33 protein-coding genes and 4 pseudogenes are annotated in these 25490 nt (G+C 56.5%); 15 read left to right on the forward strand and 22 right to left on the reverse strand.

The window, feature by feature from the left end; all coding sequences use genetic code 11:
• The 4 genes and pseudogenes from AB1A62_RS01720 to AB1A62_RS01735 all read right to left on the reverse strand — a co-directional run.
• Nucleotides 1–378: pseudogene (locus AB1A62_RS01720) on the reverse strand (transposase); the annotation flags it as partial.
• A gap of 39 nt (nucleotides 379–417) precedes the next feature.
• Nucleotides 418–849, reverse strand: a complete 432-nt coding sequence (locus AB1A62_RS01725; protein WP_366659479.1) for a DUF2280 domain-containing protein — start codon at nucleotides 847–849, stop codon at nucleotides 418–420.
• Between the two features lie 42 nt (nucleotides 850–891).
• Entirely contained in the window at nucleotides 892–1500 is a 609-nt protein-coding gene (locus tag AB1A62_RS01730) for a putative metallopeptidase (RefSeq protein WP_366659481.1), read from the reverse strand.
• The gene (locus AB1A62_RS01735) at nucleotides 1497–1634 is read right to left on the reverse strand and encodes a hypothetical protein (RefSeq protein ID WP_366659483.1); all 138 of its coding nucleotides are present in this window, start codon (nucleotides 1632–1634) and stop codon (nucleotides 1497–1499) included. Before AB1A62_RS01735 ends, AB1A62_RS01730 begins: the two co-directional genes overlap by 4 nt.
• Nucleotides 1635–2462: 828 nt before the next feature.
• On the opposite strand from AB1A62_RS01735, the gene AB1A62_RS01740 reads away from it, so the two are divergent.
• Nucleotides 2463–3131 (forward strand): hypothetical protein, encoded by a 669-nt coding sequence (locus AB1A62_RS01740; RefSeq protein ID WP_366659484.1) that lies wholly within the window; start codon nucleotides 2463–2465, stop codon nucleotides 3129–3131.
• Here AB1A62_RS01740 and AB1A62_RS01745 read toward each other — a convergent pair.
• The gene (locus tag AB1A62_RS01745; RefSeq protein WP_366659486.1) at nucleotides 3069–3731 is read right to left on the reverse strand and encodes a hypothetical protein; all 663 of its coding nucleotides are present in this window, start codon (nucleotides 3729–3731) and stop codon (nucleotides 3069–3071) included. The two genes, AB1A62_RS01740 and AB1A62_RS01745, sit on opposite strands and share 63 nt — an antisense overlap.
• Before the next feature lie 218 nt (nucleotides 3732–3949).
• Here AB1A62_RS01745 and AB1A62_RS01750 point away from each other — a divergent pair, with 218 nt between their 5' ends.
• Nucleotides 3950–4291 (forward strand): hypothetical protein, encoded by a 342-nt coding sequence (locus AB1A62_RS01750; RefSeq protein WP_366659487.1) that lies wholly within the window; start codon nucleotides 3950–3952, stop codon nucleotides 4289–4291.
• A gap of 84 nt (nucleotides 4292–4375) precedes the next feature.
• On the opposite strand, the gene AB1A62_RS01755 is transcribed toward AB1A62_RS01750, so the two are convergent.
• The 9 genes from AB1A62_RS01755 to AB1A62_RS01795 all read right to left on the reverse strand — a co-directional run bounded on the left by AB1A62_RS01755 (nucleotide 4376) and on the right by AB1A62_RS01795 (nucleotide 8107).
• On the reverse strand, nucleotides 4376–4984 hold the full coding sequence (locus tag AB1A62_RS01755; RefSeq protein ID WP_366659488.1) for a hypothetical protein: 609 nt from the start codon (nucleotides 4982–4984) through the stop codon (nucleotides 4376–4378).
• Nucleotides 4981–5193 (reverse strand): hypothetical protein, encoded by a 213-nt coding sequence (locus AB1A62_RS01760; RefSeq protein ID WP_366659489.1) that lies wholly within the window; start codon nucleotides 5191–5193, stop codon nucleotides 4981–4983. The genes AB1A62_RS01755 and AB1A62_RS01760 overlap by 4 nt, the downstream gene beginning before the upstream one ends.
• Nucleotides 5190–5663 (reverse strand): hypothetical protein, encoded by a 474-nt coding sequence (locus AB1A62_RS01765; protein ID WP_366660016.1) that lies wholly within the window; start codon nucleotides 5661–5663, stop codon nucleotides 5190–5192. Before AB1A62_RS01765 ends, AB1A62_RS01760 begins: the two co-directional genes overlap by 4 nt.
• Nucleotides 5578–6336, reverse strand: a complete 759-nt coding sequence (locus AB1A62_RS01770) for a DUF1376 domain-containing protein (RefSeq protein ID WP_366659491.1) — start codon at nucleotides 6334–6336, stop codon at nucleotides 5578–5580. Before AB1A62_RS01770 ends, AB1A62_RS01765 begins: the two co-directional genes overlap by 86 nt.
• A complete protein-coding gene (locus AB1A62_RS01775; protein WP_366659493.1) occupies nucleotides 6333–6689 on the reverse strand; it encodes a hypothetical protein in 357 nt (118 codons plus the stop codon). Before AB1A62_RS01775 ends, AB1A62_RS01770 begins: the two co-directional genes overlap by 4 nt.
• A complete protein-coding gene (locus AB1A62_RS01780; RefSeq protein WP_366659495.1) occupies nucleotides 6689–7228 on the reverse strand; it encodes a class I SAM-dependent methyltransferase in 540 nt (179 codons plus the stop codon). The genes AB1A62_RS01775 and AB1A62_RS01780 overlap by 1 nt, the downstream gene beginning before the upstream one ends.
• The gene (locus AB1A62_RS01785) at nucleotides 7228–7524 is read right to left on the reverse strand and encodes a hypothetical protein (protein ID WP_366659496.1); all 297 of its coding nucleotides are present in this window, start codon (nucleotides 7522–7524) and stop codon (nucleotides 7228–7230) included. Before AB1A62_RS01785 ends, AB1A62_RS01780 begins: the two co-directional genes overlap by 1 nt.
• A 98-nt stretch (nucleotides 7525–7622) precedes the next feature.
• Complete coding sequence (locus AB1A62_RS01790; RefSeq protein WP_366659497.1) at nucleotides 7623–7835, reverse strand: hypothetical protein; 213 nt, start codon at nucleotides 7833–7835, stop codon at nucleotides 7623–7625.
• The gene (locus tag AB1A62_RS01795; protein WP_366659499.1) at nucleotides 7835–8107 is read right to left on the reverse strand and encodes a hypothetical protein; all 273 of its coding nucleotides are present in this window, start codon (nucleotides 8105–8107) and stop codon (nucleotides 7835–7837) included. The genes AB1A62_RS01790 and AB1A62_RS01795 overlap by 1 nt, the downstream gene beginning before the upstream one ends.
• Before the next feature lie 375 nt (nucleotides 8108–8482).
• Here AB1A62_RS01795 and AB1A62_RS01800 point away from each other — a divergent pair, with 375 nt between their 5' ends.
• Nucleotides 8483–8653, forward strand: a complete 171-nt coding sequence (locus AB1A62_RS01800; protein ID WP_366659500.1) for a hypothetical protein — start codon at nucleotides 8483–8485, stop codon at nucleotides 8651–8653.
• A gap of 131 nt (nucleotides 8654–8784) precedes the next feature.
• Here AB1A62_RS01800 and AB1A62_RS01805 read toward each other — a convergent pair whose 3' ends face one another.
• Both AB1A62_RS01805 and AB1A62_RS01810 read right to left on the reverse strand, forming a co-directional pair.
• Nucleotides 8785–9249, reverse strand: a complete 465-nt coding sequence (locus AB1A62_RS01805) for a hypothetical protein (protein WP_366659501.1) — start codon at nucleotides 9247–9249, stop codon at nucleotides 8785–8787.
• Nucleotides 9250–9388: 139 nt separating this feature from the next.
• Nucleotides 9389–9592, reverse strand: a complete 204-nt coding sequence (locus AB1A62_RS01810; RefSeq protein WP_366659503.1) for a hypothetical protein — start codon at nucleotides 9590–9592, stop codon at nucleotides 9389–9391.
• A gap of 86 nt (nucleotides 9593–9678) precedes the next feature.
• On the opposite strand from AB1A62_RS01810, the gene AB1A62_RS01815 reads away from it, so the two are divergent.
• The 4 genes from AB1A62_RS01815 to AB1A62_RS01830 all read left to right on the forward strand — a co-directional run bounded on the left by AB1A62_RS01815 (nucleotide 9679) and on the right by AB1A62_RS01830 (nucleotide 12151).
• A complete protein-coding gene (locus tag AB1A62_RS01815; protein WP_366659504.1) occupies nucleotides 9679–10314 on the forward strand; it encodes a S24 family peptidase in 636 nt (211 codons plus the stop codon).
• The gene (locus AB1A62_RS01820; RefSeq protein ID WP_366659505.1) at nucleotides 10311–10529 is read left to right on the forward strand and encodes a hypothetical protein; all 219 of its coding nucleotides are present in this window, start codon (nucleotides 10311–10313) and stop codon (nucleotides 10527–10529) included. Before AB1A62_RS01815 ends, AB1A62_RS01820 begins: the two co-directional genes overlap by 4 nt.
• A 222-nt stretch (nucleotides 10530–10751) precedes the next feature.
• A complete protein-coding gene (locus AB1A62_RS01825) occupies nucleotides 10752–11567 on the forward strand; it encodes a hypothetical protein (RefSeq protein WP_366659507.1) in 816 nt (271 codons plus the stop codon).
• Nucleotides 11564–12151: a hypothetical protein gene (locus tag AB1A62_RS01830; RefSeq protein ID WP_366659508.1), complete on the forward strand. Its 588-nt coding sequence runs from the start codon at nucleotides 11564–11566 to the stop codon at nucleotides 12149–12151. Before AB1A62_RS01825 ends, AB1A62_RS01830 begins: the two co-directional genes overlap by 4 nt.
• A 754-nt stretch (nucleotides 12152–12905) precedes the next feature.
• Here AB1A62_RS01830 and AB1A62_RS01835 read toward each other — a convergent pair.
• Together AB1A62_RS01835 and AB1A62_RS01840 are read right to left on the reverse strand one after the other, a co-directional pair.
• Nucleotides 12906–13542: pseudogene (locus tag AB1A62_RS01835) on the reverse strand (IS5 family transposase); the annotation flags it as partial.
• Nucleotides 13543–13848: 306 nt separating this feature from the next.
• On the reverse strand, nucleotides 13849–14802 hold the full coding sequence (locus AB1A62_RS01840; RefSeq protein ID WP_366659510.1) for a LysR substrate-binding domain-containing protein: 954 nt from the start codon (nucleotides 14800–14802) through the stop codon (nucleotides 13849–13851).
• Nucleotides 14803–14935: 133 nt separating this feature from the next.
• Between AB1A62_RS01840 and AB1A62_RS01845 the strand changes: the two genes are divergently transcribed.
• Nucleotides 14936–15568 carry a glutathione S-transferase family protein gene (locus tag AB1A62_RS01845; protein ID WP_366659512.1) on the forward strand — a complete coding sequence of 211 codons (633 nt, stop codon included), beginning with the start codon at nucleotides 14936–14938 and terminating at the stop codon, nucleotides 15566–15568.
• A 291-nt stretch (nucleotides 15569–15859) separates the two neighbouring features.
• On the forward strand, nucleotides 15860–16819 hold the full coding sequence (locus AB1A62_RS01850; RefSeq protein WP_366659513.1) for an IS481 family transposase: 960 nt from the start codon (nucleotides 15860–15862) through the stop codon (nucleotides 16817–16819).
• Here the strand turns inward: AB1A62_RS01850 and AB1A62_RS01855 are convergent.
• Nucleotides 16815–17305, reverse strand: a pseudogene (locus AB1A62_RS01855) (transposase); the annotation flags it as partial. The gene AB1A62_RS01850 and the pseudogene AB1A62_RS01855 overlap by 5 nt on opposite strands.
• 344 nt (nucleotides 17306–17649) lie before the next feature.
• Here AB1A62_RS01855 and AB1A62_RS01860 point away from each other — a divergent pair.
• A complete protein-coding gene (locus AB1A62_RS01860) occupies nucleotides 17650–18459 on the forward strand; it encodes a hypothetical protein (RefSeq protein WP_366659515.1) in 810 nt (269 codons plus the stop codon).
• Between the two features lie 171 nt (nucleotides 18460–18630).
• Here AB1A62_RS01860 and AB1A62_RS01865 read toward each other — a convergent pair whose 3' ends face one another.
• Complete coding sequence (locus AB1A62_RS01865; RefSeq protein ID WP_366659516.1) at nucleotides 18631–19671, reverse strand: IS110 family transposase; 1041 nt, start codon at nucleotides 19669–19671, stop codon at nucleotides 18631–18633.
• 84 nt (nucleotides 19672–19755) lie between these two features.
• On the opposite strand from AB1A62_RS01865, the gene AB1A62_RS01870 reads away from it, so the two are divergent.
• Nucleotides 19756–20472, forward strand: coding sequence for a hypothetical protein (locus AB1A62_RS01870; protein WP_366659517.1), 717 nt, complete (start codon nucleotides 19756–19758; stop codon nucleotides 20470–20472).
• Nucleotides 20473–20537: 65 nt separating this feature from the next.
• On the forward strand, nucleotides 20538–20717 hold the full coding sequence (locus tag AB1A62_RS01875; protein ID WP_366659519.1) for a hypothetical protein: 180 nt from the start codon (nucleotides 20538–20540) through the stop codon (nucleotides 20715–20717).
• Nucleotides 20718–21119: 402 nt separating this feature from the next.
• Here the strand turns inward: AB1A62_RS01875 and AB1A62_RS01880 are convergent.
• Both AB1A62_RS01880 and AB1A62_RS01885 read right to left on the reverse strand, forming a co-directional pair.
• Nucleotides 21120–21203 (reverse strand): annotated as a pseudogene (locus AB1A62_RS01880) (IS6 family transposase); the annotation flags it as partial.
• Between the two features lie 138 nt (nucleotides 21204–21341).
• Nucleotides 21342–22259: a LysR family transcriptional regulator gene (locus tag AB1A62_RS01885; protein WP_366659520.1), complete on the reverse strand. Its 918-nt coding sequence runs from the start codon at nucleotides 22257–22259 to the stop codon at nucleotides 21342–21344.
• 156 nt (nucleotides 22260–22415) lie between these two features.
• Here AB1A62_RS01885 and AB1A62_RS01890 point away from each other — a divergent pair, with 156 nt between their 5' ends.
• The 3 genes from AB1A62_RS01890 to AB1A62_RS01900 all read left to right on the forward strand — a co-directional run bounded on the left by AB1A62_RS01890 (nucleotide 22416) and on the right by AB1A62_RS01900 (nucleotide 25220).
• Nucleotides 22416–22826, forward strand: a complete 411-nt coding sequence (locus AB1A62_RS01890; RefSeq protein ID WP_366659990.1) for a GFA family protein — start codon at nucleotides 22416–22418, stop codon at nucleotides 22824–22826.
• 35 nt (nucleotides 22827–22861) lie between these two features.
• Nucleotides 22862–23056 (forward strand): DUF1059 domain-containing protein, encoded by a 195-nt coding sequence (locus AB1A62_RS01895; RefSeq protein WP_366659521.1) that lies wholly within the window; start codon nucleotides 22862–22864, stop codon nucleotides 23054–23056.
• Nucleotides 23057–23477: 421 nt separating this feature from the next.
• Nucleotides 23478–25220, forward strand: a complete 1743-nt coding sequence (locus tag AB1A62_RS01900; RefSeq protein WP_366659523.1) for a CHASE domain-containing protein — start codon at nucleotides 23478–23480, stop codon at nucleotides 25218–25220.
• Nucleotides 25221–25490 lie beyond the last annotated feature (270 nt).

Consider the following 25490-nt stretch of genomic DNA (forward strand, 5'->3'; position numbering starts at 1 on the left):
GTGTTGATCGATGCTGCCCCAGCACCCGGCAGATCCGGCGTTCCGACACTTTCATCTCGCTGCGTATCAGCTCGATGCAGGCGCGCCGTCGGGCGGGGCTCAGAAGTTTCCCCGGGCCGCCTCCTTCAGGATGAGCTTGTCCAAGGTCAGGTCCGAAACGGCTTTTCGCAGCCGTTCGTTCTCCTTCTGAAGCCGTTTGAGTTCTTTCAGTTGGTCGGTTCCCATCCCGCCATACTGCTTGCGCCAGCGGTAGTAAGTCTGCTCAGTGATGCGCACTTCGCGGATCGCATCCACGCGCTGCATCCCCTGGCCGACAAGCACATCAACCTGCCGCAGCTTCTGAACTATTTCCTCAGGCTTGTGTCGCTTGTTCGCCATTCTCAGTCCTCCGTTTCCTAAACATAACGGTGGGCCAATTCAGATGGGGCACTCCACCTGACGGATCGGGCCGCCCCCGGCCCCGGTGAGTTCCCGGCGGTTGGTGTAGCTGCCGCCCATCTCCTTCGCCGCCTGCTCCAGCAGATCCTTGGCCAGCATCATGTTCCCCATGGTCTCGGCCCGATCCGCCATGCGCTGGAGAGTACGCAGACGCACGGCCCGGTGGCTGATCCCGATCTGGCTGGTATCCTCCAGGAAGGCCTTGCGGGTCTCTTCGAAAATGGCCCGCCACTTGTCCGCGAGTTTGCGCCCTGCCCGTTTGTTCGGGTCGTAGCCCTCGACTGCCTGCGGGGTGATTTCCACCCCGAACTCTACCCTGAGAGCCTTTGCGACGGTGCCCGGGCTGTCGAAACAGGCCAACGCCTGCACGGCATAGGTTTTCTGCTCATTGGTGAGGCTGCCTTTGGCCATGTTCCTATCAGGCTCCCATCAGGTAATTCGGGCCCGGGGGCCTCAGGCACAGTTGCCGCAGGCATGGGCGATCTCGGCAGCCGCGATTTCCGGGCCAGCATTGGCAGCGTCCACCAGCTCTTGCACCCGGGTTGCTTCTGCCCCGTAGCGGCGAACCACACCCACGAATTCCTCAACGTCGTGACCGCGCATCACATAGACAGGCAGCCCGGTGGACCTGCTGAACTTCGGCGCGCCGAAAGCGTCCTTGTCCTGGGTACAGTGATAAAGCTCGTGCTCGATCAGGGCGCAGCGCTCTGCATCTCCTGCCTGCAGCCACCATTCCGCATGGATCGTGATGATGAAGTCCGGCACCTGACCGAACCACTCGACCACTTGCAGCTCGGCTCGGGCCTTGGACCATTTGCCCATGGCGCCTTGCGGCTGGCCTTTCTCTGCGGTCCCGATGATCATGCGGCCCTTCTTGGTGTTCGCGACATTGGTCCAGAGATAGCCGATCTTGGCAAAACGCAGGTGGGCGTGATCCGGGTTCTCCAGCTCTCCACCCTCAACGAGGAACGTCTCATGCGCCCAAATGGCCAGATCCAGCGAGGGGCCGAACCAGTCGGACAGCCCCAGCGCATTTTCTTCATTGGGCCGTGGAATATTCACCGGCGCGCCGCCTTGCGTGCAGCGTAGCTCGGCTTGGCGATCTGCATGGCGCGCGGGTCATTTCTCCAACCCGCAGGCTGCTTGCCGCCGAAGTGCTCGATGTTCGCCGGATTGCATTCGATCATGCTGACCACTGCGAAAGCTCCTGTGTTGGTTTTACCCGTCGCCCACGGATGACGTGCTGCGAAATATGCGAGGCCTGAGCGCCCAATAAGTTATGAACTGAGCGCCCTCCGCCCAATTCCGTTGCACACACGCAACAAAAGCCGCGACTGCAACACTCCTTACGCGGTAGCAAGAAAGAAAAATATGGTGCAAAAACAACAGGCTTAAAAAAGTGCCCGAATTTTGGGCAAAGAGCATTACCACCTTTGAACGCAAGGCAAAAAAACCACCTATCGCCTTTATGCCCCCAGACATATCCACAACTTCAGTGGAAGCAATCTCTGTTGATCTGAAGCTCCCAGCGTGTAGAGGCTTTGATTCTGCGGCAGGCCGTCGCATTTGGAACCTGGACGCGGCTTTCAGAAAACGGCTAACGGGGATTCTCCAGTTTGTTACCCCCTGCCCACTTAGGCCAAAATCGGGATGCAATCCCGAAGTGCACTGAGGATGCAAGGAGAGCGTCAGTGGCAAAGCCCTTTAGCTCCGCCTGTTCCTGAGTATCCCGTCAGGTACGCCACGTGGCCGGCCCGAAGCCATGCGAAACACGCGCAATTCGGTAGTCGCGCAAACCATATCACATTTTACAGCTGTATCAAGCAGTTGTGGTCGGTGCAGTTCATGGCATCTATCACTGCCAGATTAGGGCAGGAACTCTGGTCGGCGCCAGCATCCTGCTTAGCATTCCGACTGAGCCCTTCCTGAAGAAAAAACCATGTTCTGCCTCCCAAAAGAAGGGAATCCTTGTCCTGCCCGCTCGCCATGCGGGCTCGACTTCCAACTTTTAAAAGGAGACAAAAATGGAGCGTGAGAACATTCATACACATATGGAGGCTATTGAAGAGCGTTTTAATGCTGAAGGCCTTACTCTTTACGTGTGTGAAAACCCGGAGGAACTGCCAACCCTTCTGCAGGAAGTGGGAAAGAAGAAAGTGCATCCCATGTCCGAGATCAGCGAAGATGAACTGACGTCAGGACGTGCGCTATGGCTTTTCTTAAAGAGGGAAGGCAGATGCATATTCTGCATTTCAGCCAAGCTCGTTGACCTAGGAGAGAAGGACTTCGGAAACTATTTCCGGAACCTCGCGTCGTCCAAGTATGCAGGCAGAGACGACGTCGTTACGAGTGTGTCACAGCCCCTGGTAGATGAATTAAGAGGCCGGCTGATCTACTTCGGCGGAATTGAGGTGGCGCCGGACGAACGTGGAGGCATACGGCGGCTAGGGGATTTCGCTCAATACGTGAAGCTGCTTGCCGCTATGCGCTGGGACTTCGATTGGATGTACACGATCATCGCCTACAAACACCGGCGCCTCGCAGACGACTATGGTTTCAACGGCAAGTACCGGAACGCGATCAGTTGGGCGGAACCAGTCCCAGAGGGTTTGGCAAACGACCAGATGATCTTAGGCCTCAACGCTGTCCATTTTTCTCACATCGTCAGCAGTGTCGAGCCAGGTAACCTTTGAGAAAACCGCTGTGACCGGCTCTCCTCGAGTGTCGGTCACTCGCATCGTCACCTTTCGATAGCCGCCTCTTATCCTTTGCCCCTTTACGACGACGTCAAGCTGTTCATCTGTCACGATGTAGGGAACTTTCTCGAGCATTCTGTGTGAGTGCATGGCTCGCTCAAGGATCCTATCCTCAAAACTGCCAACGATCCGATAAAAGTCGCGGTTTCCGGCCAGCATTAAGCGCTCTGCAGTCGCACTGCGTTTCCCGATCTGAATCGGATGCATTATCCTGTCTGTGGGTTCAATAGGTTCGTAGAGGTCGACTTGATCTTCGAACCACTCCCAGTTTTTCAGTTGCCCACCTTCCTGGTGAAACCAGTCCAAAATGTGGTCTGTGCTAACATTGAACCCGGCCCTGGAGCAGGCCGCATGTTCTGCGTTCGCCGTCTCCGCCGCCCGCCACCTGTTCAAGCTCACTGCGTTAGTGTGTGCTCCAGCAGGCAACTCGAAGAAAAATTGAATGGGTATACGCAAACCGACAGAAAGAAGAGCCAACGTGGAAGCAGGGATCTCGCGGTTGTTTCTCATCTGGCTTCTGAGAGTAGCGTAGTTCACCCCAGAAATCGTACAGGCTCTTTTCAACCGAACACCAGCGATCTGACAGGCGGCATCAATCCGATCTGCTATCATGAAAGCTCCAAAAAATTAACATATGTGACTTTCCACTCCAATTGATTGACATAAGCAACGCAAGTCAACAACAATCACATGAATTACTTAATTTGATAACAATCAGTACGTGCACCGAGTGTTGTGCAGAGAGTGAGTTCCAGTTGAAACAGACAGACACAAATCCACTTCATACCTTAGAGGAAAAAGGCGAACCGGACCTTCACGGCGCCGAGCTGGAACTTCTAAATACAGCTAGCAAGGCGTCCGGAAGAAGTCTCGCTTTTTGGGCGCGCTTAACAGAAGGACTTGATGAAAAGGCGCTTGCTCTGCTGGCTTCCAGGGCTCGCATGGTTTCACCCGAATTACCCGCTTCGGGCGACGGTCTACAGCAGGACCAAAAGGAAACAGTTGCCTTGCTGTCTCTAGTTGGCCAGCGCGACCGTCAAGTCTTTTTAAGGGCACTGCGAAGCCTAGTTGATCTGCGCACCGGGCAGCAAAACTAATATCGGAATCTGCCCATGGCGGATGCTGCTTGCAGCCTGTGCTGCGCGTGCACCCAAGGCGCACGAGACCCCGCATTAGTACGGTCATGCCACCCCTTTCACGTCCAGTGGGTCGATCTTCACTTTCACCGACGGCCCGAACATCTGTGCCCTAGCCTCGATCATGGGATGCAGATCGTGGGCAGCCCGGACCATGCGGGTGAAGCTCACCATGCGGTCAGCAAACGGCCCTGCAAGGACCTCCAGCGCGGTACCTGGCTCGAACTGGCACATGGCAGCCTTGTCCCGGCTCTCGATGATCCTCTGCGCCTCTGCGTTCTCTTCCACAACTTTCGCCAAGAAGGGCTGGACGTGCTTTCGAACCTCCTGACCGCTGACCATCATTAACGATGGGTTCAGGCCGCGGCACTGGATGGCTGCCGCATAAATTTCGGCCGGGATCTCCACGAAGATGTAGCCCGGCAGATAGGCGCTGGTGACCGGCTCGGCGTGGCGCTTCTTGCCCTGGCGTTTGAACTCGATCTTGCGCGGGGCGAAGGCCTGCAGGCCGAGGGCGCGCAGCTGACGCTCGACCGCGAACTCGCCGCGCTCCTGGGTGACGGTTTCTCTCTTTTCGCCCGCGTCCACCTCGAAATGCAGATGCCGCGGCAGGGTGACTTTCTTCGTGGTGGTGATGCCAAGATACCAGGTCATACGTGGTTCCTTTTCTGCCCGGTTGTTCGCTTGCGCCGAAGCGGGTGCCCTGCCCTAACCCGCGAAATCGCATTGGCCAGCTCATCGCGTGTCTTGGTCGCGTAGCGCTGGCGCTGCATGATGACCTCCAGGATGTACTCGGCGTCCCGTTCGTCCTGTGTTTCGATGGCGAAGCGGTCGGCTTCGTACTTGCTGTCGATCTTGCTCATTCCGCTGCACTCCTCTGCTGGGCGCCAGGCATCCGCTTGTGGAGCTGACCGCCGGCGGTTGGGTCAAAGCCCACTTCGCGCATGATGTTCTGGGCCTGCTCCGCCGTTACGCGCGGTTCGCTGGGCCTTTCCGGCTCGGGCTGGACCAGCTGCGGCTTTGGTCGCTTTCGCAGGATGATCGACCGGATTGCGCCGGCATCTGGTTTCGCCAAGCGGCCGCGGGCGGTTCGGTTGGCCGGGTCGGTCTGGTAATCGCGCCAGGCGTCGCGGATTTCGCTGTGGCTGCAGTTCTCCAGAACGTCCATCCAGCCCTCCAGCTCGATAGCTTGTACCGCATCGGGGGTTTCAGCGTCGTGCCAGAACTGGCCGAGAATGGCCTGAGCCCTAACCCCAATCTTGGCCCGATGTGCCTGCTGCTGCTGCGGTGACAACGCGCTGAAGCCGGTCGGGCTGGCGGGGAGATTTTGCATGTTGGCCTCCGGGGATGATCTTGGGAGTTTGGGAATTGCGCATCCAGTTGCGCCATGTGGCGAGCCAGTCGAGCTTGACGCCCTTCTGCCCGGCCACGCTGTGCCAGTAGTCTCGAAATTTGTCGGCCTCGGCCCGGATGACGGGTTCCGGCCAATGCTGAGAAAGCGCCCATTCGCCCCATTCCCGAGGCAGCTGCCAATCTTCGGGCAGGCGAGTGCCGCGCTTGTTTTTGGAAGAAGCTTTAGCTTCTTCTTTTAACTCTGGTTCTGGTTCTGGTTGGCATTCCCGCGGCACTGCCACGGCATCATACCCACCATTGTTTTTATTGGGTTTTTCCGTCTTTTTAGACCAACGCGCGGAAGCGTTTTCAGATTGTTTTTCGGATTTTTTCCGCGAAAATTCAGTTTCTGCAAGTGCGCGGGAGTTCTCTATCGCCCCACTTTCAATGCTGATCTTGCCCAAGTCAGCAAGTGCAGCGATCACCTTTTTAGCCTTCCCGGGAGTGCATCCGAAACGCCGCGCAAGCCGCGGGTAGTCGAGTGCCGGCGGCTGGCCGGTGGCAGCGATCAGGGCGACAATCGTCACCAGCGCTCCGCGTTCCTCCAGGCTCATTGCCTGAGTGCCGGACAGCCAGTCATCGCCAAAGAACCGGATGTAGGGAACGCCAGTCATGAGATTTCACCTCGGATCTCGACATAGACCGCCCCGCCCTTCTCAACCGGGCCGAACTCAAACGGCCAGAGGCAGCGAAATCCGTGGTCATCCACGCCCATTGCATCGGCGATGCCGTCAATCAGCGGCTTCATTTGGCTGGGCATGTTCTGGAGGTCGCGCCGCATCCTGTTCGGCGGGCAAAAGGTGAACTCCAGCACCGCGCCAGTGTCAGGCTTCACACCCGCCAGCTTGGCATGCCAGGTGCTGGTCTGCCGGTAGGCCTTGGTTGCAGCCGCCTTAGGGCGCCAGTGGCCCTTGGCGTGCGGCTGCAGGCCTTTGGGTGGCCAGGGGAACTTGATCACCGCACCCATCAGGCGGCCCTTCCGATAAATTCGATCGGGCCGGTGCCCCGCTGGTCAAACAGATACCAGGCGCAGTTGTCTTTGCCCGTCTGGTTGGTGCCCTCGATCCAGATCAGCCGCCCAACGGACACGATCTTGCGGAGGTGCGGCAAGTAGGGTGCCGCCTGCCTGGTGTGCATCCAGTCGGCGTCGAACAGCAGCCAGGTTGGGCGCATGGCAGAGAAATGCATGATCATGGCATGCAGCAGCGCGCGGGACCAAACCGGGTTGGTGATGATATCTGTGACGCCCGTGGCGTCCACGTCGGCGGCAGTCGCCGCCAAGGCGTCGAGCCGGTAGACGCCCTCGCACTCCGGGCTGATATCGGTCGCAACGACGCATTCGGCGCCGAAGGACTGAAGCCCGCGCACCAGATCCGCAGCGCCGGCACACGGCTCCCAGAACCGGCAGCCCCAACGAAGATGAGGGGCGAGCGCAGCTGCAGCCCGCATGTCGAACGTGCGGTATTTGTCCTGCGGCCTGCGCTTGAAGTTGCTGCGCTTTCCCATCAGTTTTTACCCGACGCCCGGCGCATCCGGCGGATGCAGCATTTCATGATTTTCTTCCGCTCGTTCACGTCCTCGGAGAGGATCAGCTTGCGGCGCTCGATCCGCACATGCAGCTTGGCCAGGCGCTCAACCTCTTCCGCGTTGGCGAACTGGAACCAAGGGGCGTCTATCCCGAATGGCTCGACCAGCGGCGGGCCGCCATTGTCGCCGATCATGGCTGCGAGACGTTCGGCCTCCCGGTCCTTGGCTGCCTCCTCGGCCCGCTGCTGCCGCTGAAGGAGGTCATGCAGAGCCATCAGAGGATCGCCGACAGCGGCGTCGTGTACACCTACAGTAGGTGCACAGAGGGCCGCCGGATCAGACGCCTGAAAGGATGTGGAACGGATCAAGGCAGTCATTTCCGCAGCCACCCCATCTGAGAGGCGCCGGCAAAGAAAGCGCCGTCTACTCGGTCCTTCGCCTGCTTGAATGCGCCGGCGTCGTCCGAGCGCGCCGGAGCCGACCGCTTCAGCAGACGCTCAAACAGCTCATAGCCCGCCCGATCCATCTGGAAGGTAAGCAGGCCGCTTTCGGCGCTGGGGATGGCTTTCAGATGTTCGCTGGCCATCAGTGCTTGCTCGCAAACTGGCCGCAGGCCCAGGCTGCGACCCCGTCGAACAACTTGCCCTTCTTCTTAGTGTGGACCTGCACCAAAGCGCAGAAACCGAAGCCCTGGTTCTTGCCCTTGGTCACCTCGCCATCGCAATAGTGAGCACAGGCGGTGCAGCGCTTGTTCAGATCCGGCCGCGCCCATGTGCACTGGCCCGCCTTCGTTGCGGCAATGCGCGCAGTAAGGTCACCACCATCAAGATTTTGGTGAGTTGGATCTTTCATAGGCATAGGCATTCCTCCTGTGCTTAAGGACAGTTTCACTCGTTGATGAGGTCTGGCGCCGCGCGCCGATCTGGCGAATGTCTCGCCGTCTTCAGTTCAAATTCAGGGGGTCAATCTGGGCCGGATACAATTCACGCCCGGCTCATTAACTACTGCTCGACTGACCACTGCCTCTGTTGGGGGTTCAGGGGTGCTGGAAGGGATCAGGGAGGGAAAAGATGCGCAACCGGGGCTTTACTACCGCCCCAGCTGCGCGCACCTTTCGCGGTATTCCACAACGCAACGAAAGGAAAAACTTTGCCTTTAGAAACAAACCTGGCAGACGACCCAAGTGCGGTTTTCGCGGAGATTGTCGGCCTCACGAACTCAAAATTGACGACCATGGTCATCAAAGACCTGATCGCGGCAGGAGTACTTCCAGACACAGTATTCGCGAAATATGCTGAAGAGTTCAGGGCAATGGCGGCAACCATTTCAGAAACCCCTCCCGACCTTCTTGAGGTCGCGATCAACAACCTCGCTACCCAGCTCGAGCGCGAAACTTACAGTTGAACTGCTTAACTCCCCGCCTTCAAACGCGGGGACGCCACCCAGAGCTCGGACCTCTTCCCGAAGCTTCTCGGCAGCCTCGCGCTGGTTGCGGAGTTCACGAATGATCCGTTCGGCATTCAAGCACTTGCAGCTCATACCCGGCCCTCCGCTTTGGGCTTGGCGCGCATTGCCGCCTTGAACGCCAGCAAGTGGCGAACAGCATCGTCAATCTCCCGATCAGCCGCATCGCAGTTGCCTGCGCAGGCATGTTCTGCCGCCCGAACCATAGCTGCCTGCGCTTCGCCGCATTCGATGATGGTCTTGCTGGCCTGCTGAAACAGGTTCGTGACGCCGGGCTGCGCTACCGGTTGAAACACCCCGTCGGCCAAACCTGCGAAATGCGCTGCAATTGGCTCAGCCGCGCCAGGCGTGATGCGCCCAAGGCGATGCAGGTGATTAACGCCCAGTCCGCCGGGACGGTCCTCATCATTGGAGGATGCACGGGAAAGGTTCGAGGCTGACATGCCGAGATCGTTGCCAGCCGCCTCAAGGCCACCGGCCGCTTTGATCGACGCCTGAACAGCCGCCTGAATGGAGCCGGGCTTTACTTGCCTCATGGCAAAATCCTCCAGTTGATTTGCCGTGCATTCGCACCCGCGAAGAACGAACCTGCCAACAGGTTCAGAAGCGGAGCGACAGGAGTTTGGATTGAACGGGAGGCCGGAAGCAGCGCAGAAACGAAAGCCGGGGCGCAGGTCATTGGCGGACCGCCTTTGGCTGCCGAAGTCGCGCCATCACTTTCCGCACTTTGATTACTGTGCTTACCCGGCACTCCGCGCCTTCGCGAAGCCGGAACACGAAACCTGGGTCATTGAGAGCCTTCCGGCCAAAGCCCGAAGGCTTCATCCCGGTTTCAGCGAGGAAGCTCTCTACCTCTTCTTTGAATTCAGCCATCATCATGCTCACAAATATGTAGGATTTATCCCTCACTGCAAAGAGGATTTATCCCATTTGCAGTGCGCTGTTGCCTGTAGGATATTCCCTACATGGATACCGGGCAGATGATTGCAGACACGATAGAGCGCCTAGTGGCAGAGCGTGGCACCAACCCGCGAGCCGTCGCACTAGCTGCGGGCATGAGTCCCACTGGCGTTCGAGACATTATCACGCGCAAAACTAAGAACCCGACATTTGCCAACTTGCAAAAAATAGCCGAGGTTCTTGGCGTTGAAGTTACCGAAATAATCGGAGGAACGTCGGCCGAGCGTCCACCCATCGCGATTGCAGGCAAGGTCGGCGCAGGCGCACAGGTTCCGGTGTTCGACGCATATGAGAAAGGCGACGGCCCGCAGGTGGAGTGTCCGCCCGGCATACCGCCGCATGGTGTGGTGGCGGTCGAGGTCGAGGGCGACAGCATGGAACCCGTCTATTCCGCCGGGGATCTGTTGTTCTACACCCGAAATGGGCACGACAGCGTACCATCCGACGTGATCGGCCACCGCTGCGTATGTGAAGACGCTGACGGCATGGGGTGGGTCAAGCAGGTCAAGGCAGGCGACGAGCCAGGGCTGTTCCACCTGATTTCCCTGAACCCCGGCGCCAACACCATGTGGAATGTGAAGCTCAACTGGGCGGCGCGGGTCAGGCTGCATTGGCCGGCGGATCTGGCGAGGAAAAAATGACCGCAGAAGAACGCATTGCAGAGCTGGAGCAGCAGCTCACAGAAGCCCGCCGAGCTGCTGTGGCTATCATTCTCGGGATAACTGACGCCATCGCGACCACTCCGGAGGGCCGAGAAGAACTCGCCCAGGGCTTTGACGAAGCTGCCGGGCAAGGCTCAAAGGAGATGCGGGCGCTGTCCAGGCTCGTGGCTACTGCGCTGAGGGATAAGGTCTGAGGTCAGGCGCCAGAGCAGAGCCGGAGCCGAAACCGTGAAGCCACCGCGATGCGGGTGCTAGATGTTGTAGAAACGTGTATGGTGTGGCTTCCTACCCTGAGATATTTGCACCAGTTTCAATCAATTTTAACACGATCACCCTATTCGATTACCAACGCTGCGCTGCCATGCTATCATTCTCCTCAGGCACCAGCCCAAATTGCAAGAATTCAGTTCTCCAAGATGTCCCCACCAGGCGGAAAAGACCTTACTTTCAAGATATTTGGCCTCGACGACATGGGTGGCGAGGTGCCCGTCGAGGTGTTCGCCAAGAAGATCTCGGAAATTTCCAAGACTCTAAAGAAGGTGGACAAGGTCAAGAACGGCGGCAAGTGCTTTGAGTACGTCGTAGCAGGGCTAAAGTACGGCTCTGCTAGAATCGACTTCCGCGAGAAAACCATGACTGACAAAACTATCCGCACATCTCCCGTGCGGAAGTTTATGTCAATTGGAACGGCTGTAGCCAGCGGACGCCTCATCAAGCCTGAAGATCAAGCCGACGAAATCATCATCGACCTTTACGACTCTCTCTCCAAAGATGCATCAAAAGGCTTTAGCTACGCCACACTTAGAAGCCCGCATGATGAACTGGTTCGAGTGGATGAATATCTAAACTCACAAGTAGCAAGAGTGCTGGCAGCCGCCGAACAAGCTGCTCAAGACGCTCCCCCTAAATTTTATGTTGGTGACGCAATCGGCTCCTTCACCGGCGTTATCCAGGCTGTCGACCTAAAGGGGGATGCTCCAGAAGTTCGCCTAGTACTGTCAGCGGGCGGAAAATCTATCAACTGCGTTCTATTTGGGATGGACCTTGATGAAGTCCGAGCTGCGCTAGGGAACAAAGTGTCAGTGACAGGAAGGGCGATATACGAAGGGCGGACCGGTCTGCCCTCTCGCATTGAAATCCGCCGAATTCAGCGTTTCTCAAAAAACTCCATTCTGGGGCTTTCAGGCTCCATCAAACCATTTCAAGTTCGTGATTGGGACGGCCTAACTTGACCGAGAAAAAGAGCGTGCTCTGGGACACCTGTGTTCTTTATAGGTGGCTAACTAGATCCCCGGCCGACTACGTAGACCATATCGAAGCCCATATTGCCGACGCTGAAGCGGGGAAAGCAGAGATTTTCATCTCCTCCATCTCGCTTGCTGAACTAAGACCTAGCCGAGTTGCAGATTCATCAGAAACACCGGCGGGACTGCTAACCAAGTTGGGCGCGTTCATTTCGGTGGTCGATACCATCCCGGACATTATGTCTATTGCTGGCTGTCTTCGAGATAACAGGTACGTGTGTTCGACAGACGGCCCGAAGGTAGCGGAGCGCAAACGTGAACTGACACTCGGTGACGCTATCCAGCTAGCAACTGCCATTTGGATGCGGGAATACGCCGGGGTTCAGGACTTGGAGCTCCATACATTTGACAATGGGAAAAGCAAGAACTCCGGGGAAAGTGGAGGGAAACGTGCGGTTCCAATGCTTGATTTTCACAACTGGTGCAAAGGGCTGGATGATGTTGAAGTTGTTCAGTTAGCCAGGGAAATCAAACGCAAGAAGCCTGACCATCCATTGCACCCAATTCCATAGCGCAAGGCTCAACTAGCCCCCTCTGCGCCCCTTCACAATTGCCCCGCTCCGGCGGGGTTTTTCTTTGCCCCGCCCCACAACCGCCACAGAACCGGCAGAATGTTCCCCTAGCCTCGGACTCGTCTTGTGGTGAGGATTAAGGGAAACTGCCGCCCTACTGCCGCCTTGCCGCAGAAAGACTGTGAAGCCCCGTGCTGCCATTCCAGCGCGGGGTTTTTCTTTACCCCCCCTGCAAGCCTTGCCTTTACGCCCCCGCGAAGCCTCGCGTTGCCGTTCCGACACGGGTTTTCCCATTGCAGGCATCTCCCTAGACGTGAATCTTAATTTCCGATTAACCTATTCCTCCAGCCTCCAGGGCCTTGAGGGGGAACCCTGTTGAGGCGGGCCGGGGGAAGAGGGTGTTCCAACCTCATGCCCCCGGCCATCTCACGCCCCTTTTCTTCACATTTTCTTGAATGTGTGCTATATTCGCCCCCCTTCCAAACAGTTGCGGGGTCGCCCCAGGCAGTCTCCCCAGATTCCGGGCGCCTCCGTCGGCCCCGCCAGCCCCCTCCTCACCACTGCTGGCGGGGCTTGCCTTTTGCCATCAAGGCTGACGCTACAAAGCCGCCACACCTTCCTCAAGCCAAGTTGCTTTGACAGCACCGTTTGGAAAACTTGGGCGTTCAGGTGACTTTGGCTCCTCAGTTTGCCCGGACCGTTCTTTTTTGGTCTGCGTTCCTGATGTTCATTCGGTACGCGCTAGGGTCAGGATTCATAACCAATAGATGACGATGGCTGCGAGAGCGATGGCCGAGAGGAATACCTTGGGACAGCGGTCATAGCGTGTTGCGACGCGCCTCCAGTCCTTGAGCCTGCCGAACATAATCTCGATCCGGTTTCGCCGCTTGTACCGGCGCTTGTCATATTTGACCGGGGTTTTGCGCTGCTTCCGACCGGGGATGCAGGCGCGTATCCCTTTGTCTTGCAACGCTTCTCGGAACCAGTCAGCGTCGTAGCCGCGATCCCCGAGCAGCCATTTGACGTTTGGCAGGCCGCAAAGCAACGCCCGCGCGCCGATGTAGTCGCTCACCTGACCGGCGGTAACGAACAGGTCGAGCGGGCGCCCCTGGCTGTCGCAGATGGCGTGCAGTTTGGTGTTCATGCCGCCCTTGGTTCGACCGATCAGGCGGCCGCCCCCCCTTTTTCGCGGCCATGCTGATCGCTGTGCGGTGGGCTTTGAGATAGGTAGCGTCAATCATCACGGTCTGTTCTTCGCCGTGCCCGGCGGCCAGACCCGCCATCATCCGCGCGAAGATGCCTTTCTCGCTCCAGCGCTTCCAGCGGCTGTAGAGAGTCTTGTGCGGGCCATAGGCTGCAGGGGCATCGCGCCACCTTCCGGACCGTTGCAGCAACCTCCATCGCGGAGTTCGACCCCGTACACGTTAACATCATCCGGGACGTGCTGGGGCACGCGACACTCGATATGGCCGAGAAGCACTACAACCGTGCCACCGGCATCTCCGCCTGCAACGAGTTGCAATCCCACTTGGAACACATTCGCAAATCGCGGCGATGATCGCAAAGGCCTGCCGGGTGTACCGGCGGGCCTCGCTGGCTACATCCCAAAGTTACGTCGCCTCAGAGCGGACGTTCAACGACCGCGCAGAGGTTGGCCGTTTCGAGCCCAAGTTTGCCATTTCTCGTGACACGCTTTGTCAAGTTCTCTGTTCGAGCCCAACGGTCAGGAAGCTTTCGAGTTCGCTCTGAAAAGTGCGGGATTGCTCAGTAATCCAACTGATGAAGTTTTCCCTGAATTCAGCCTCGGAACGCGACGATGTCCAGACAAGGCGATAAGCATATCGGGTTCCATGTCTGAGCGCGCCTCCAAAAGGCAGGACCAGTCTTCCATCACGTAGGGAGCCAAATGCCTCGACGATCCCACAAAGCGCCAAGCCTTGACCTGCTGCTGCGGCCTGAAGCCCCGAACCGGTCCGCGTAAACCTGATCCCGTGGCTCAAATGTTTCGGATCAAACCCAAATGCCTTGCCCCAACTTTCGAAGCCAACCCAGCCGGGGTCTTTCGTCCTGTGGGTGACATGGAGCAGAGGAATACCCGCCAACGACCTCAAACTCGGCTCTATCGAGTATCGGCGTGCAAACTTCGGTGAGCAAACGGGAACAATGAAGTCGCCGAACAGGACGCGTTCTTCAAACTGGCTTTCGCTGGCAGGGCCATAGCGGATCGCCAGATCAAAATCCTCCACCAGCAAGTCCAAATCCCGGTTGGTCGCACCAAGGTGCAGTTCCACCTCTGGATACTGGAGTTGGAAATGTGACAGCACAGGTGCCAACCAGTTCTCGGCAAATGATTCAGGCAAGGTGACACGAAGACTGTTCCGGGACTGACCAGAGGAAAGCTTCTCCAGCGCCAGGGCAATCTGTGAAAAACCAGAGGTCAGGAGCGACCCGATGCCTTGGGCCATGTCCGTCGGCTCGACGCCTGTGCTGGTTCGGGTGAACAATTCCCGTCCCAGGTATTCCTCGAGCGACCTCACCCTTTGGCCGACCGCCGCTGGAGTTATTCCAAGTTCATCAGCGGCCTCGGAGAAACTTCCGTGGCGCAACGTGGCTTCCAGAGCCCGAAGAGCGTTCAGATGAGAGAGCTTCATAGCGCAAGGCTAAAGGTTTGCTTTAGCGCCTCCAAACGAAAACAGGCGTGCAAGGCGTAACGCCTTGCCGATAACTAAAGAAGATGACGCCCAGGGCGGCTTGAACTGAATTGAACGGCGGAGGAGGCTCAAAATGCTCACACTGTACTGGGAATACCTCGCAGGCTCGATTGTTGTGCAGGCCATGCTTGAAGAGTTGGGCGCTCCGTATCAACTGCACTATGTAGATATGGCGTCAGGCGAACACCGCAGCCCCGAATTCCTGCGGCGAAATCCCACTGGGCGGGTTCCAGCCATGAGACTTGATGGTGGTCAAGCCATCGGGGAAACCGCCGCGATTGCCGTGTTGCTAGCAGAGATGTTTCCCAACAACAGCCTAGTCCCGGCCGCTGGTGACAAAGATCGGGCCATGTTTCTGTTCTGGCTGAACGTCATGGCCACTTGTGGCTACATGACGGCTGCACGCGTCGGGCATCCCGAGCGTTATGCACAAAGCTCGGATGCAGTCGCGCAAGTAGGGCAATTTGCCAGCGCTGACTATGACGAATTTTTCGACACGATGGAGAGGGCGATTACCGGGTCCCCCTACTTTCTGTCAAACGGGCTGACTGCTCTTGATTTCTACCTCACGATGTTGACCGAATGGCATACGGACAAAAAGGCGTTGTTTGCGTCCCGCCCCGCACTCGCGAAGCTGTGCCAGGCTGTGAACGAAACCACATCCTACAGAACGACCATGCTTACCCATGCACTACCGTCGACCTGACCACCTGGAGCAAACCCTCTCTGCGTTGCAGGGCGGCTTTGTCCGCTGAGCCGACCTTCGTGCCGGTTCCAGGTCGTCAATGCCTGATCAAAACCATCGGATGAAGGCTATGAGCCCAAATTGGCCAATGCTACATTGCAATCCTTTTGTCAGTAAGGTGCCAAAACCGGCCTTTGGCCTCACTCCAACTGGCAGCAAGTCGAGAGTTTTACACTTTTTCGTGCCGCTAGTTAGGTGTTTGATCCCAGGGTTTGATGGTGCGATCCATTCGATGGAATGGAAGGATGCTTTATGGGACAGATACGTCACGGCTGCGCCACGACAACGCACGCCATCCGAGCAACAATACAGCGATCGCAAGCTTCGAACGCGGAGCTGAGCCGCGAGCTTGGCATCAACGTCAAGACCGTAGCCAAGTGGCGAAAGCGTCAAACGGTCGAGGACAGAAAGACAGGCCCAAAGGAGCCGAACTCGACTGTTCTAAGCAAAGATGAAGAGGCAACGATCGTTGCCTTCCGGCGGCATACTTTGCTGCCGCTTGATGATTGCCTCTATGCTTTGCAGCCCTCTATTCCTCATCTGACACGATCTTCGTTGCACCGCTGCTTGCAGCGGCACGGCATTTCACGCCTGCCGGACATGGATGGGGACAAGCCGAAACGGCAGAAGTTCAAGCGGTATCCAATCGGCTATTTTCATATCGACATCGCCGAACTCCGGACTGCCGAAGGCAAGCTCTTTCTCTTCGTAGCCATTGACCGAACCAGCAAGTTCGCCGTGGCCCAACTGGTAGACAAGGCAAGCAGGAAAACCGCCTGGGAGTTTTTGGAGCACCTGCTTGAAGCGGTGCCCTACCGTATCCACACAATCTTGACTGACAACGGTATCCAGTTTGCCGAACAACCCCGGAACCGGAACACCATCTATTCCCGACCAATGCGGTTCGACATGATTTGCGAGGCCAACGGGATTGAGCACCGTCTCACCAAGCCGAACCATCCTTGGACCAACGGCCAGGTCGAGCGCATGAACCGCACCATCAAGGATGCGACCGTCAAGCGTTACCACTACGACAGCCACGATCAACTCCGCGCCCACTTGGCCGACTTCCTCGATGCCTACAATTACGCGCGTCGCCTGAAGACCCTCAGCGGCCTCACTCCTTACGAATACATCTGTAAAATCTGGACTTCAGAGCCAGACAGATTCATGGTGGACCCGATCCACCAGATGCCGGGACTGAACACCTAAGCAGCACTGCGACCCGGCGGTAGCCATAGCTGCCGTATTGCCTGGCCAGTTCAATCATGTCCGCCACGAGCCGGTCTTCATCTTCCCGGCCTCGCGGTTGATACCTTTGTGTTGATCGATGCTGCCCCAGCACCCGGCAGATCCGGCGTTCCGACACTTTCATCTCGCTGCGTATCAGCTCGATGCAGGCGCGCCGACGGGCGGGGCTCAGAAGTTTCCCCGGGCCGCCTCCTTCAGGATGAGTTTGTCCAAGGTCAGGTCCGAAACGGCTTTTCGCAGCCGTTCGTTCTCCTTCTGAAGCCGTTTGAGTTCTTTCAGTTGGTCGGTTCCCATCCCGCCATACTGCTTGCGCCAGCGGTAGTAAGTCTGCTCAGTGATGCGCACTTCGCGGATCGCATCCACGCGCTGCATCCCCTGGCCGACAAGCACATCAACCTGCCGCAGCTTCTGAACTATTTCCTCAGGCTTGCGTCGCTTGTTCGCCATTCTCAGTCCTCCGTTACCTAAACATAACGGTGGGCCAATTCAGATGGGGCACTCCAATCACGAGAGCCTCGGCAATCTGGCACCGGCCGATGTCTACTTCGGTCGCAGCGACGGCATTCTGAAGGAGAGGAGAACCATCAAGGAAAGAACACTGAAACAGCGACGCTTGCTCAATCTCGGGCGCGCCGCTTAAGATCAAAATCGATGAGCCAGGCCGTCCTAAACGCCGTCAGTTCAATCGGACCACTTCATTTGATGACGGACAATCTGCCGGATTCGTGTATGATACAGGCGAGCCGGACGCTCAATCAGTTTCGTTTAACGAGTAACATTGGAGAAGAAGAATGCAACATTTGCACCGCAAAACCCGCGCCACTCTTGTTGCCTTTCTCGGTACGGTGTGTTTGGCCGTACCTGCAGTTGCAACCGCGGCGAGTTTTCCAACAAACTGCAATCAAAAAGCCAGCCAAACCTTCAACGAAGGGCTGAGCTTGTTGCATAACATGATGTACATTCAAGCGGAGGCGGCCTTCAACCAGGCAGCTGAAGCCGATCCGTCTTGTGCCATGGCTCAATGGGGCATTGCCATGTCGAACTTCCATCCGCTTTGGCCCGGCACCCCAAGCGAGGCAGAAACGGAAAGGGGCTCGGCAGCGGCCAAGAAGCTCGCTTCAATGACGCAGCACAGCGCACTTGAGGAAGCGTTTGCCGCAGCGGCGGCGGCATTCTATGCATCCGATGTCGACGGTTACCGTGCTCAGATCAACGCCTGGGCTGACGCGCAGGTTACGGCAGCCGAACAGAATCCCGGCAACATCGATGCCGCCGCGCTTGCTGCACTGGCTCGTCTGGCAACCGCCCCGCGCGGGCCAGAAGGCATTGAGGTTAAGGCGCGGGTCGGGGATACGCTGGATGCCCTGCATCAGTCTGAACCAGACCATCCCGGTGTAATTCACTACGCCATTCACGCCTACGACAACCCACCACTCAAAGAGCGCGGAAGGCCTTATGCCGAGATTTATGACAAAACAGCTCCAAACGCGCCGCACGCGCTTCACATGCCAGCTCATATCTTTACACGCACTGGCGACTGGGAAAAGTTCTCTGATTGCGGCTATGTCAACGGAAGTTCGCATTGTCACTGTGGGGCATAGTTCTCTCCGAGGTCGATTGTCGATTGTTATCGCCTCACAATGGCTTCCGGGGGCTGACCGTCTCCATATGTCGAATGCGGGGTTCCTTGCTCCCCATGTTTTCGAACGAGATCGATCTGCCTTCCGTCCCACAGGGACTTTGCTTCCTACCGGCTCCGGCGGGATTTTAGCTCAAGTAGCGGCCTCCTTTGTCCAATGGAATTCTTCGCCAGTCTTCCAAAGTGTCAGCATGAGTACAGCCAGTTTGCGGGCTGTCGCGACAGCGGCCTTTTTGAAGCCTCGCCTCGCCGCTAGGCGGACAGCCCAAGACTTCAACGGTGAATATCGCTTCACACGATTGATCAATGTACTGGCCGCTTCGTACAGCAGGCGACGCATGGCGGCATCGCCTCTTTTGGATATTCGGCCAGAGTAGTCGACCTCACCGGACTGATATCGTCTCGGCGTTAGGCCCACGAACGCTCCGACATTTGCAGTCCTTGGAAACCGCTCGGTGTTCTCGATGAGTGCCAGAAAGCTCAACGCAACAACCGGTCCGATCCCAGGGATCGTCATCAAACGACGAGACAGATCATGGCGTTTGGCGATAGCAGTAATCTCAACCTCGAGCGCAGCCGCCGCTGCGCATATGGCTTCATGCGAGGGAAGAACATGATCAATGATTACGGCTAGCGCCGGGTCGGACTGCCGCGCAATTGATAGCTGATCTCTGAAGCGCTGTCTTTGCCGCCCATTTCCGATTGCTGTCAGGCGAATGCCGAATGTCTTAAGGATCCCCCGCGCATGCGCCTCAAGCTCCATTCTGAGACGCACAAAACGATCGCGGGCACCAATGATTGTCCGGAGGCGGTCAGCGTCTTCGCTGCGGACGTGAACGGCAGTAAACCAGCCGATCCGGGCCAATTGCGCCAATCCTTCCGCGTCGGAACGATCAGACTTGTTAAGCTTTGCTGATAGCACCTTGTGGGCCGACCGCGCATCGATACAGATGGCGGGTAGCCCCAAGTCTTCAAGTTGCCGCTGAAGCCAGATCGATATCTGGCCGCTTTCATGCACGATCCTCTCAGGCATCAACTTCTGCTCTTCCAAAGCATCCCGTACGGCTAGCGGACAAAAGGGCAAGCTCTTCCGAAAGACAACGCTGCCATCGTCATCGACAACACACATGGAAATCTCTTTCAAAGAAACATCCAAACCTGCAAAATACTTCATGGTCGTTCTCCTCACGGCTTATATCCATGAGGCCAGACTACTGGACCTCGCTCGCCACCGGAGAGCGGCCGCCGCAATCACATCATGTCGATTGATCTCAATCGCCGCTCAGCCGAGGCGGCACTCGAACAGTCCGGAGATTTTATCCAGACCCATTATGTCCACGCCATAGACTACATGGTCTATGGGCATCTGCAGCTCGGTGAGTTTAACGAGGCGGCACGGCTTATTGATGAGATGAATGCGATAAACAATCATCAGATCAGCTTTGGCAGTGCTTATGCGCTGGCGGCCGCGCCGGTGCGGTTATTGCTTGAAAGAGACAAATGGGCCGAAGCCGCAGCGTTGCCGCCCGACATGCATCCTGCCATTCCGTGGGAGAAATTTCCGCAGACGGTTGTCATGCGCTGGTTCGCAAAAGGGCTGGGGGTCGCGCGAAGTGGCGACGTAGCTGCCGCACGGGCCGCGGTTGCGGAGCTTGACGCTCTTCATGCTGCCATGGAGGGGCGCGGGCAAGGCTATTGGGCAAAGCTGACAGAAGGCCAGATACTGACCGTTGAAGCGTGGATTGAACTGGCAGAAGGCAACGAAGAACTTGCGCTTACCCGCCAACGCGCGGCGGCTGATCTTGAAGACGATATTGGCAAGAGCCCGGTGACGCCCGGCCACGTTTTACCGGCTCGCGAACTCTTGGGCGATATGCTTGCGCAATTAGGCCGGCATGATGAGGCGGCGGATGCATATCGGGCTACATTGCGTCTTTCTCCGAACCGCGCCCGAAGCGCAGCCGCGCTCGATTAATTGGAGAGTGTCCGGTCTTCTGTGTATGACTGATCCGGTCCATGCTTCACCGAAAGGAAGCATGAATGAGCATCTCGAAAGAAATCCTGGACGAATTGCTGAAGGGCGTGGAGCGCCCTGAAGACCTGCTCGGCGATGCCGGGCTGATGAAAGAGCTGAAGATCAAGCTCATGGAGCGGATGCAAATATCTGTTTTGTATGGGTATTTTTGGTTGCGGGAGCACGCAACCAGCGTTGCAGAATAGAATTACGGTGTCGCCTTACGCCTTAAAAACCCAGCGAATTGACGACGGCGGCCCTTAGAGCGCTCTAAAAGTTTTGAACCGAGCGATCATTGGCCCGACCCGTTGCAAGCGCGCAACAAATGCTGCAGTTGCAACACTCCTTACGCGGTAACCAGTAAGAAAAAAATGCTTCTAAAACAAGATGCTATAAAGCTGCCTATTTATTAGGCAAACGACACTACCACCTTTGTTTATAGGGCAAAAAACCGCCTATCTCCTTTTTAGCCCCAGACTTATCCACAACTTCAGTGGAAGCAATCTCTATTGATCTAAAGCCTCTGACATGTCGGGAATTGATTCCACGGAAGGCGGTCGCATTTGGCGCCTAGCAATGCCGAGATACAGAAGGCTCAGGACTTCGGTAAACCGGACCTGCAGCATCACCGCAAGGCGGATGATTTCAGGACTCGTCTTGAAGTACTTGAAGGGCGATCCTTTGGCCCTGATCAGACGCTGGGGCAGTTCCCTCCCCCCCTTCAACCCAAGTTCCTTTGACAGTACCGGATCAGTTGATCCGACGCGCAATTACAACACCAGATGGCTTGGCTGTCAGAGAGTGCCAGGGATGGGCCAAAGTGAGTGACGCTACCCTGGTTCCGGATCCTTTGAACTGCCTTCAACATGTACTGAAACAGTTTGCGCTTTCGATTTGAGCCATTCTACAAAGGTTTTGGCTTCAGGCCGTTGGTGGCCCGGGGGGGTCTTAATACAGTACAGGCCGAAAAGCTGATCCGAAAACAACTCGATGACCTTTCCGCTTTCCAGATCTTCTTGAAAGAACGCTCTTGCAGTGTAGGTAATTCCGTCACCTCTCCGGACTGCAGCCATGATCAGGTTTCCCGGCATGTGGTTCACTGCCAAAGGATTCTTTGGGATGAGACCATGATATGTGAACCAGTCCGCCGCTTCATTGGTCCCCAATTCCTGTAGCCAGGGCAGCTCAGCTAAAGATGCTGGATCGTTCAGGTCTCTGCCGCCGACGAGGGAAGGTGCACCAACAACAATCATATCTGAGACCAACACGGTTTCTTCACCTTTCCTCGGCTGGCGGCGGTCGTGATAGCGAATGGCAACGTCAATGCCGCCAGACCGTAGCTCCATCACTTCAGAAGTGGGGTTGAGCATCAGTGTTATCTCCGGATGTTCCCTTTGAAACTCGGCAATCCTCGGCAACAGCCATTCTACTGCAAAGGCGGGCGACATAGTGACTTGTACAGGGCGCCGGGCTGCGTCTTCAGACATCCGCTCGACGCCCCTGCCAATGATCTCGAAGCCAATTCCCAATTCGCGGGCCAGGCGGGCGCCCCCATCGGTCAACTCGATGCCCCTTCCAACTCTTGCAACTAGAGCGACACCGAGGTGCTTTTCGAGCGCCTTCACCTGCTGACTGACAGCAGCCTGCGTCACGTTCAACCGTGACGCTGCCAAGGTGTAGCTTCCTGCTTCGGCCACCGCCGAAAAGGCACGAAGACTATTCAGAGGGGGAAGCTTCATCCAATCCATAGGATAGAATTTCTAATGCGGCACTAGAATTAATGAGTCGCATGATTCGCACTGTATGACAATGATGGTGGGGTGATTGCCAATCAATGTGATGCAAACATCGCCTAAGGTGCAAAGGGGTTGTCCGGCACTGAGTGAATTGGAGATTTGAATGTGATGGAAAAATTTAATGGTGGTTGCTACTGCGGTGCGGTCCGGTATCAGATCACTGGAGCGCCCCTATGGTCCGGGCACTGCCATTGCCGTTCCTGCCAAAAGGCTCTCGGAGGCGCCTTTGTCACATGGGCCAAAGTGGCGAAAGAAGATTTCGCAGTGACCAAGGGTGGGATTAAGACGATTGAAAAATCGCCGGGAATTGTCCGCGGTTTCTGCGGGGATTGCGGCACCACTCTAACTTATGCTGCGATGAGCGAAGTCGATGGCCAAGATTGGAGTGCGGATGCATGGTTCTCAGCAACCACGCTTGACGACCCGTCCATCGCCCGGCCCAAAGCGCATGTCTTTGTTTCCCACCGGCAACCTTGGATCAAGCTGAACGACGGGCTTCCAGAATTTCAAGAGTTTTGAGCCGTTTCAGTCCGAAAACAGCAAAGGAGCGCACCATGAGTACCGCATATTCTTACGCCTGCAAGGATTGTGAAGGCATGGAGGCCTGCCCGGGCAAGGTTGTAGCTGCAACGGAGGACGAAGTTTGGAAGCTCATGGAACTGCATGCAGTTATCGCTCATGGCGAAAACCCCAGTTCATGGGACAACGAAACACGGGAGTACCTGAAAACGCTGATCAGATCGGAATAGCGCCCGGGGGGGCTGCCGATTTTGCCCAGCGATAGTGTCCTTGGCGGGGCGGTTACGAAACAGCGCCAGGAATTGTCGGCTTGAGGAAGCCGTTGGCCAGAGTTTCGAGGTACCAGTCATGTTTAAACCGGACCTTATCCGTAAGCTGCATGAAGGACGGCAGAGCAGGACTTAGTGACCACTTGAACTATCTGCCCTGTAGCAGCGACTGCTCACTTGACCAGAGGTTCCTTACCTAGGCTACCCCAAATTGCTGGCATCGAGTCTTGACCGTATTTGATGCCGAAAATGCGCTATCCCAGTTCTGCGGTCAGCCGCGCAGAGAGAAGCAGCTGCCGAAGAAAGGTGCAGCGGAACAAGCAAACTATGTAATGCAGCGAGGGCGTTCTCTATGAAGTGTCCGAACTCTATAACGGAAAGAATGCGGCCAATCCTGGGAACATGGCTGCGTGTCACTGTGCTCGCCTTCTTGGGTATTTGCGTTTCCCTGGTCATTTTTGTTTACGCGCACAACGCGGAACGGCAACGTTTAGTCGCTAAGTTTGAAGTGGCTGCGAACCAGCCGATTTTGCAAGTCAACAACCTGATACAGACAAATCTGGCAACGGTTCAGTCGCTTGCCGCCTTTTATGAAAGCTCTGAGTTTGTGACGAGGCAGGAGTTCAAAGTCTTCTCGTCGTCAATTCTGTCATGGCACAAAGGCGTGCAGGCCTTGGAGTGGCTTCCGAGGGTAGAAGACAAAGAACGCAGTATATTTGAGCTGGCAGGCCGCCAGGACGGCCAACCTAATTTTCAAATAACCGAGAAAAGAGGGGATGGAAAAATGGTGCCCGCGGCCTCCCGCTCAGAGTACTTTCCTGTCTACTACGTAGAGCCTCTTAGGGGTAATGAAGCTGCACTTGGCTTTGATGTGATGTCGGAAGAAACAAGGTCGCTCGCTTTAGCGCGTGCCCGGCAAGCTGGCCAGATGGCGGTTTCCGAACCTATCATTCTCGTGCAAAGCTCAAGCAATGAGTATGGGGTTCTGGTTGCAGCACCCGTTGTTCGGCATAGCCGGTACCCCTGGGTATCAGAATGGTCAGAAGACCGCCTTGAAGGATTTGTTCTTGCGGTTCTGCAGATCCCCAAACTGATCGGCGCCGCCATCCACCCGTGGATGGAGAGCTCTGAGTTCGGGGGGATCTATGTCTACGCAAATTTAGCAGGCAAAGGCAAACAACTCATATTTGCGCATCAGCCCTCTCACGAGTCTCCTCCCGTTTCTACCGACAAAGTATCCACATCATTCGTGTCTGAAATGATTCAGGTAGCGGACCAGCAATGGGAAGTAGTCATCATGGCTCCGCCAGGATGGCCCACCGCCTCTGATCTCTGGCTGCCAAGAGTCCTGCTGTTTTTTCTGCTCAGCTTGACTGCCGTTGCGTCCGTAGTCGACCGGATGCGCCTGCTCGGCAAACATGAACTGGAGCGGCTGGCGGGCTCTCTGAGGGCGAAAAACAGAAAACTGGAACTGGTTTCAAAGACGCTGGCAAGGTATCTACCCCGCCAGGTTTGGGATGCCGTTATGTCTGGGCACAACCGGCGCTCAATTGGCGCGAGGCGAAAACCGCTAACGATTTTCTTTGGAGACATCGTCGATTTCACTCGATTATCCAATGAAATGCATCCGGATGAACTTACCTTCATCCTCAACGATTTTTTTTCAGAAATGTCTGCCATTGGGCAGCGCTACGGCGCGACACTGGACAAGTATGTGGGCGACGCAGTCATTATGTTCTTCGGCGATCCAATAAGCAAAGGCGTGCGTCAGGACGCGGTTTCCTGTGTGCTGATGGCAATCGAGATGCAGCAGCGAATGAGTAGTCTGCGGAAAAAGTGGCGGAACATGGGGCATCCGCAGCCATTACACATGCGCATGGGCATCCACTCCGGCACGTGCAATGTCGGGAACTTCGGTTCCAAGGAGCGTATGGCCTACACAATCGTCGGTCTTGATGTGAATATAACTGCCTTTGTCGAGAAATTTGGTAAGCCGGACGAGGTGACAATAACGGGCGAAACGCACGCACTTGTGAAAGGTCGGTTTGAATGCACTGCCTTTGAACAGGTTCACGTAAAGGGCATAACGCGTGATGTTCAGCTGTTTTCAGTTAACGTTGAGTAGATGTACCAACTAGATCGGCGCCCCCAAACTGGTTTCTTCGATTTCACCTTGGCACATCGATGCCGTTGGGGGCGGTTACATCATCAGAGTTCAATATCCGCACATATTGACCTGGCAAAACCCGACACCGCGAAACACTTGGCTGGTTCTTACCCGAATGGCCTATCTTAGCCGGAAATTTCTCAAACAAACCGGTACAGTTTTCAGGGGCAGAACCATCTGCCTAGGGTCTGGACTTCGGTAACGAGGCCGTCCCAGTCAAGCGGTTTT

Source organism: Leisingera sp. JC11 (assembly GCF_040704725.1).
GTDB lineage: Bacteria > Pseudomonadota > Alphaproteobacteria > Rhodobacterales > Rhodobacteraceae > Leisingera.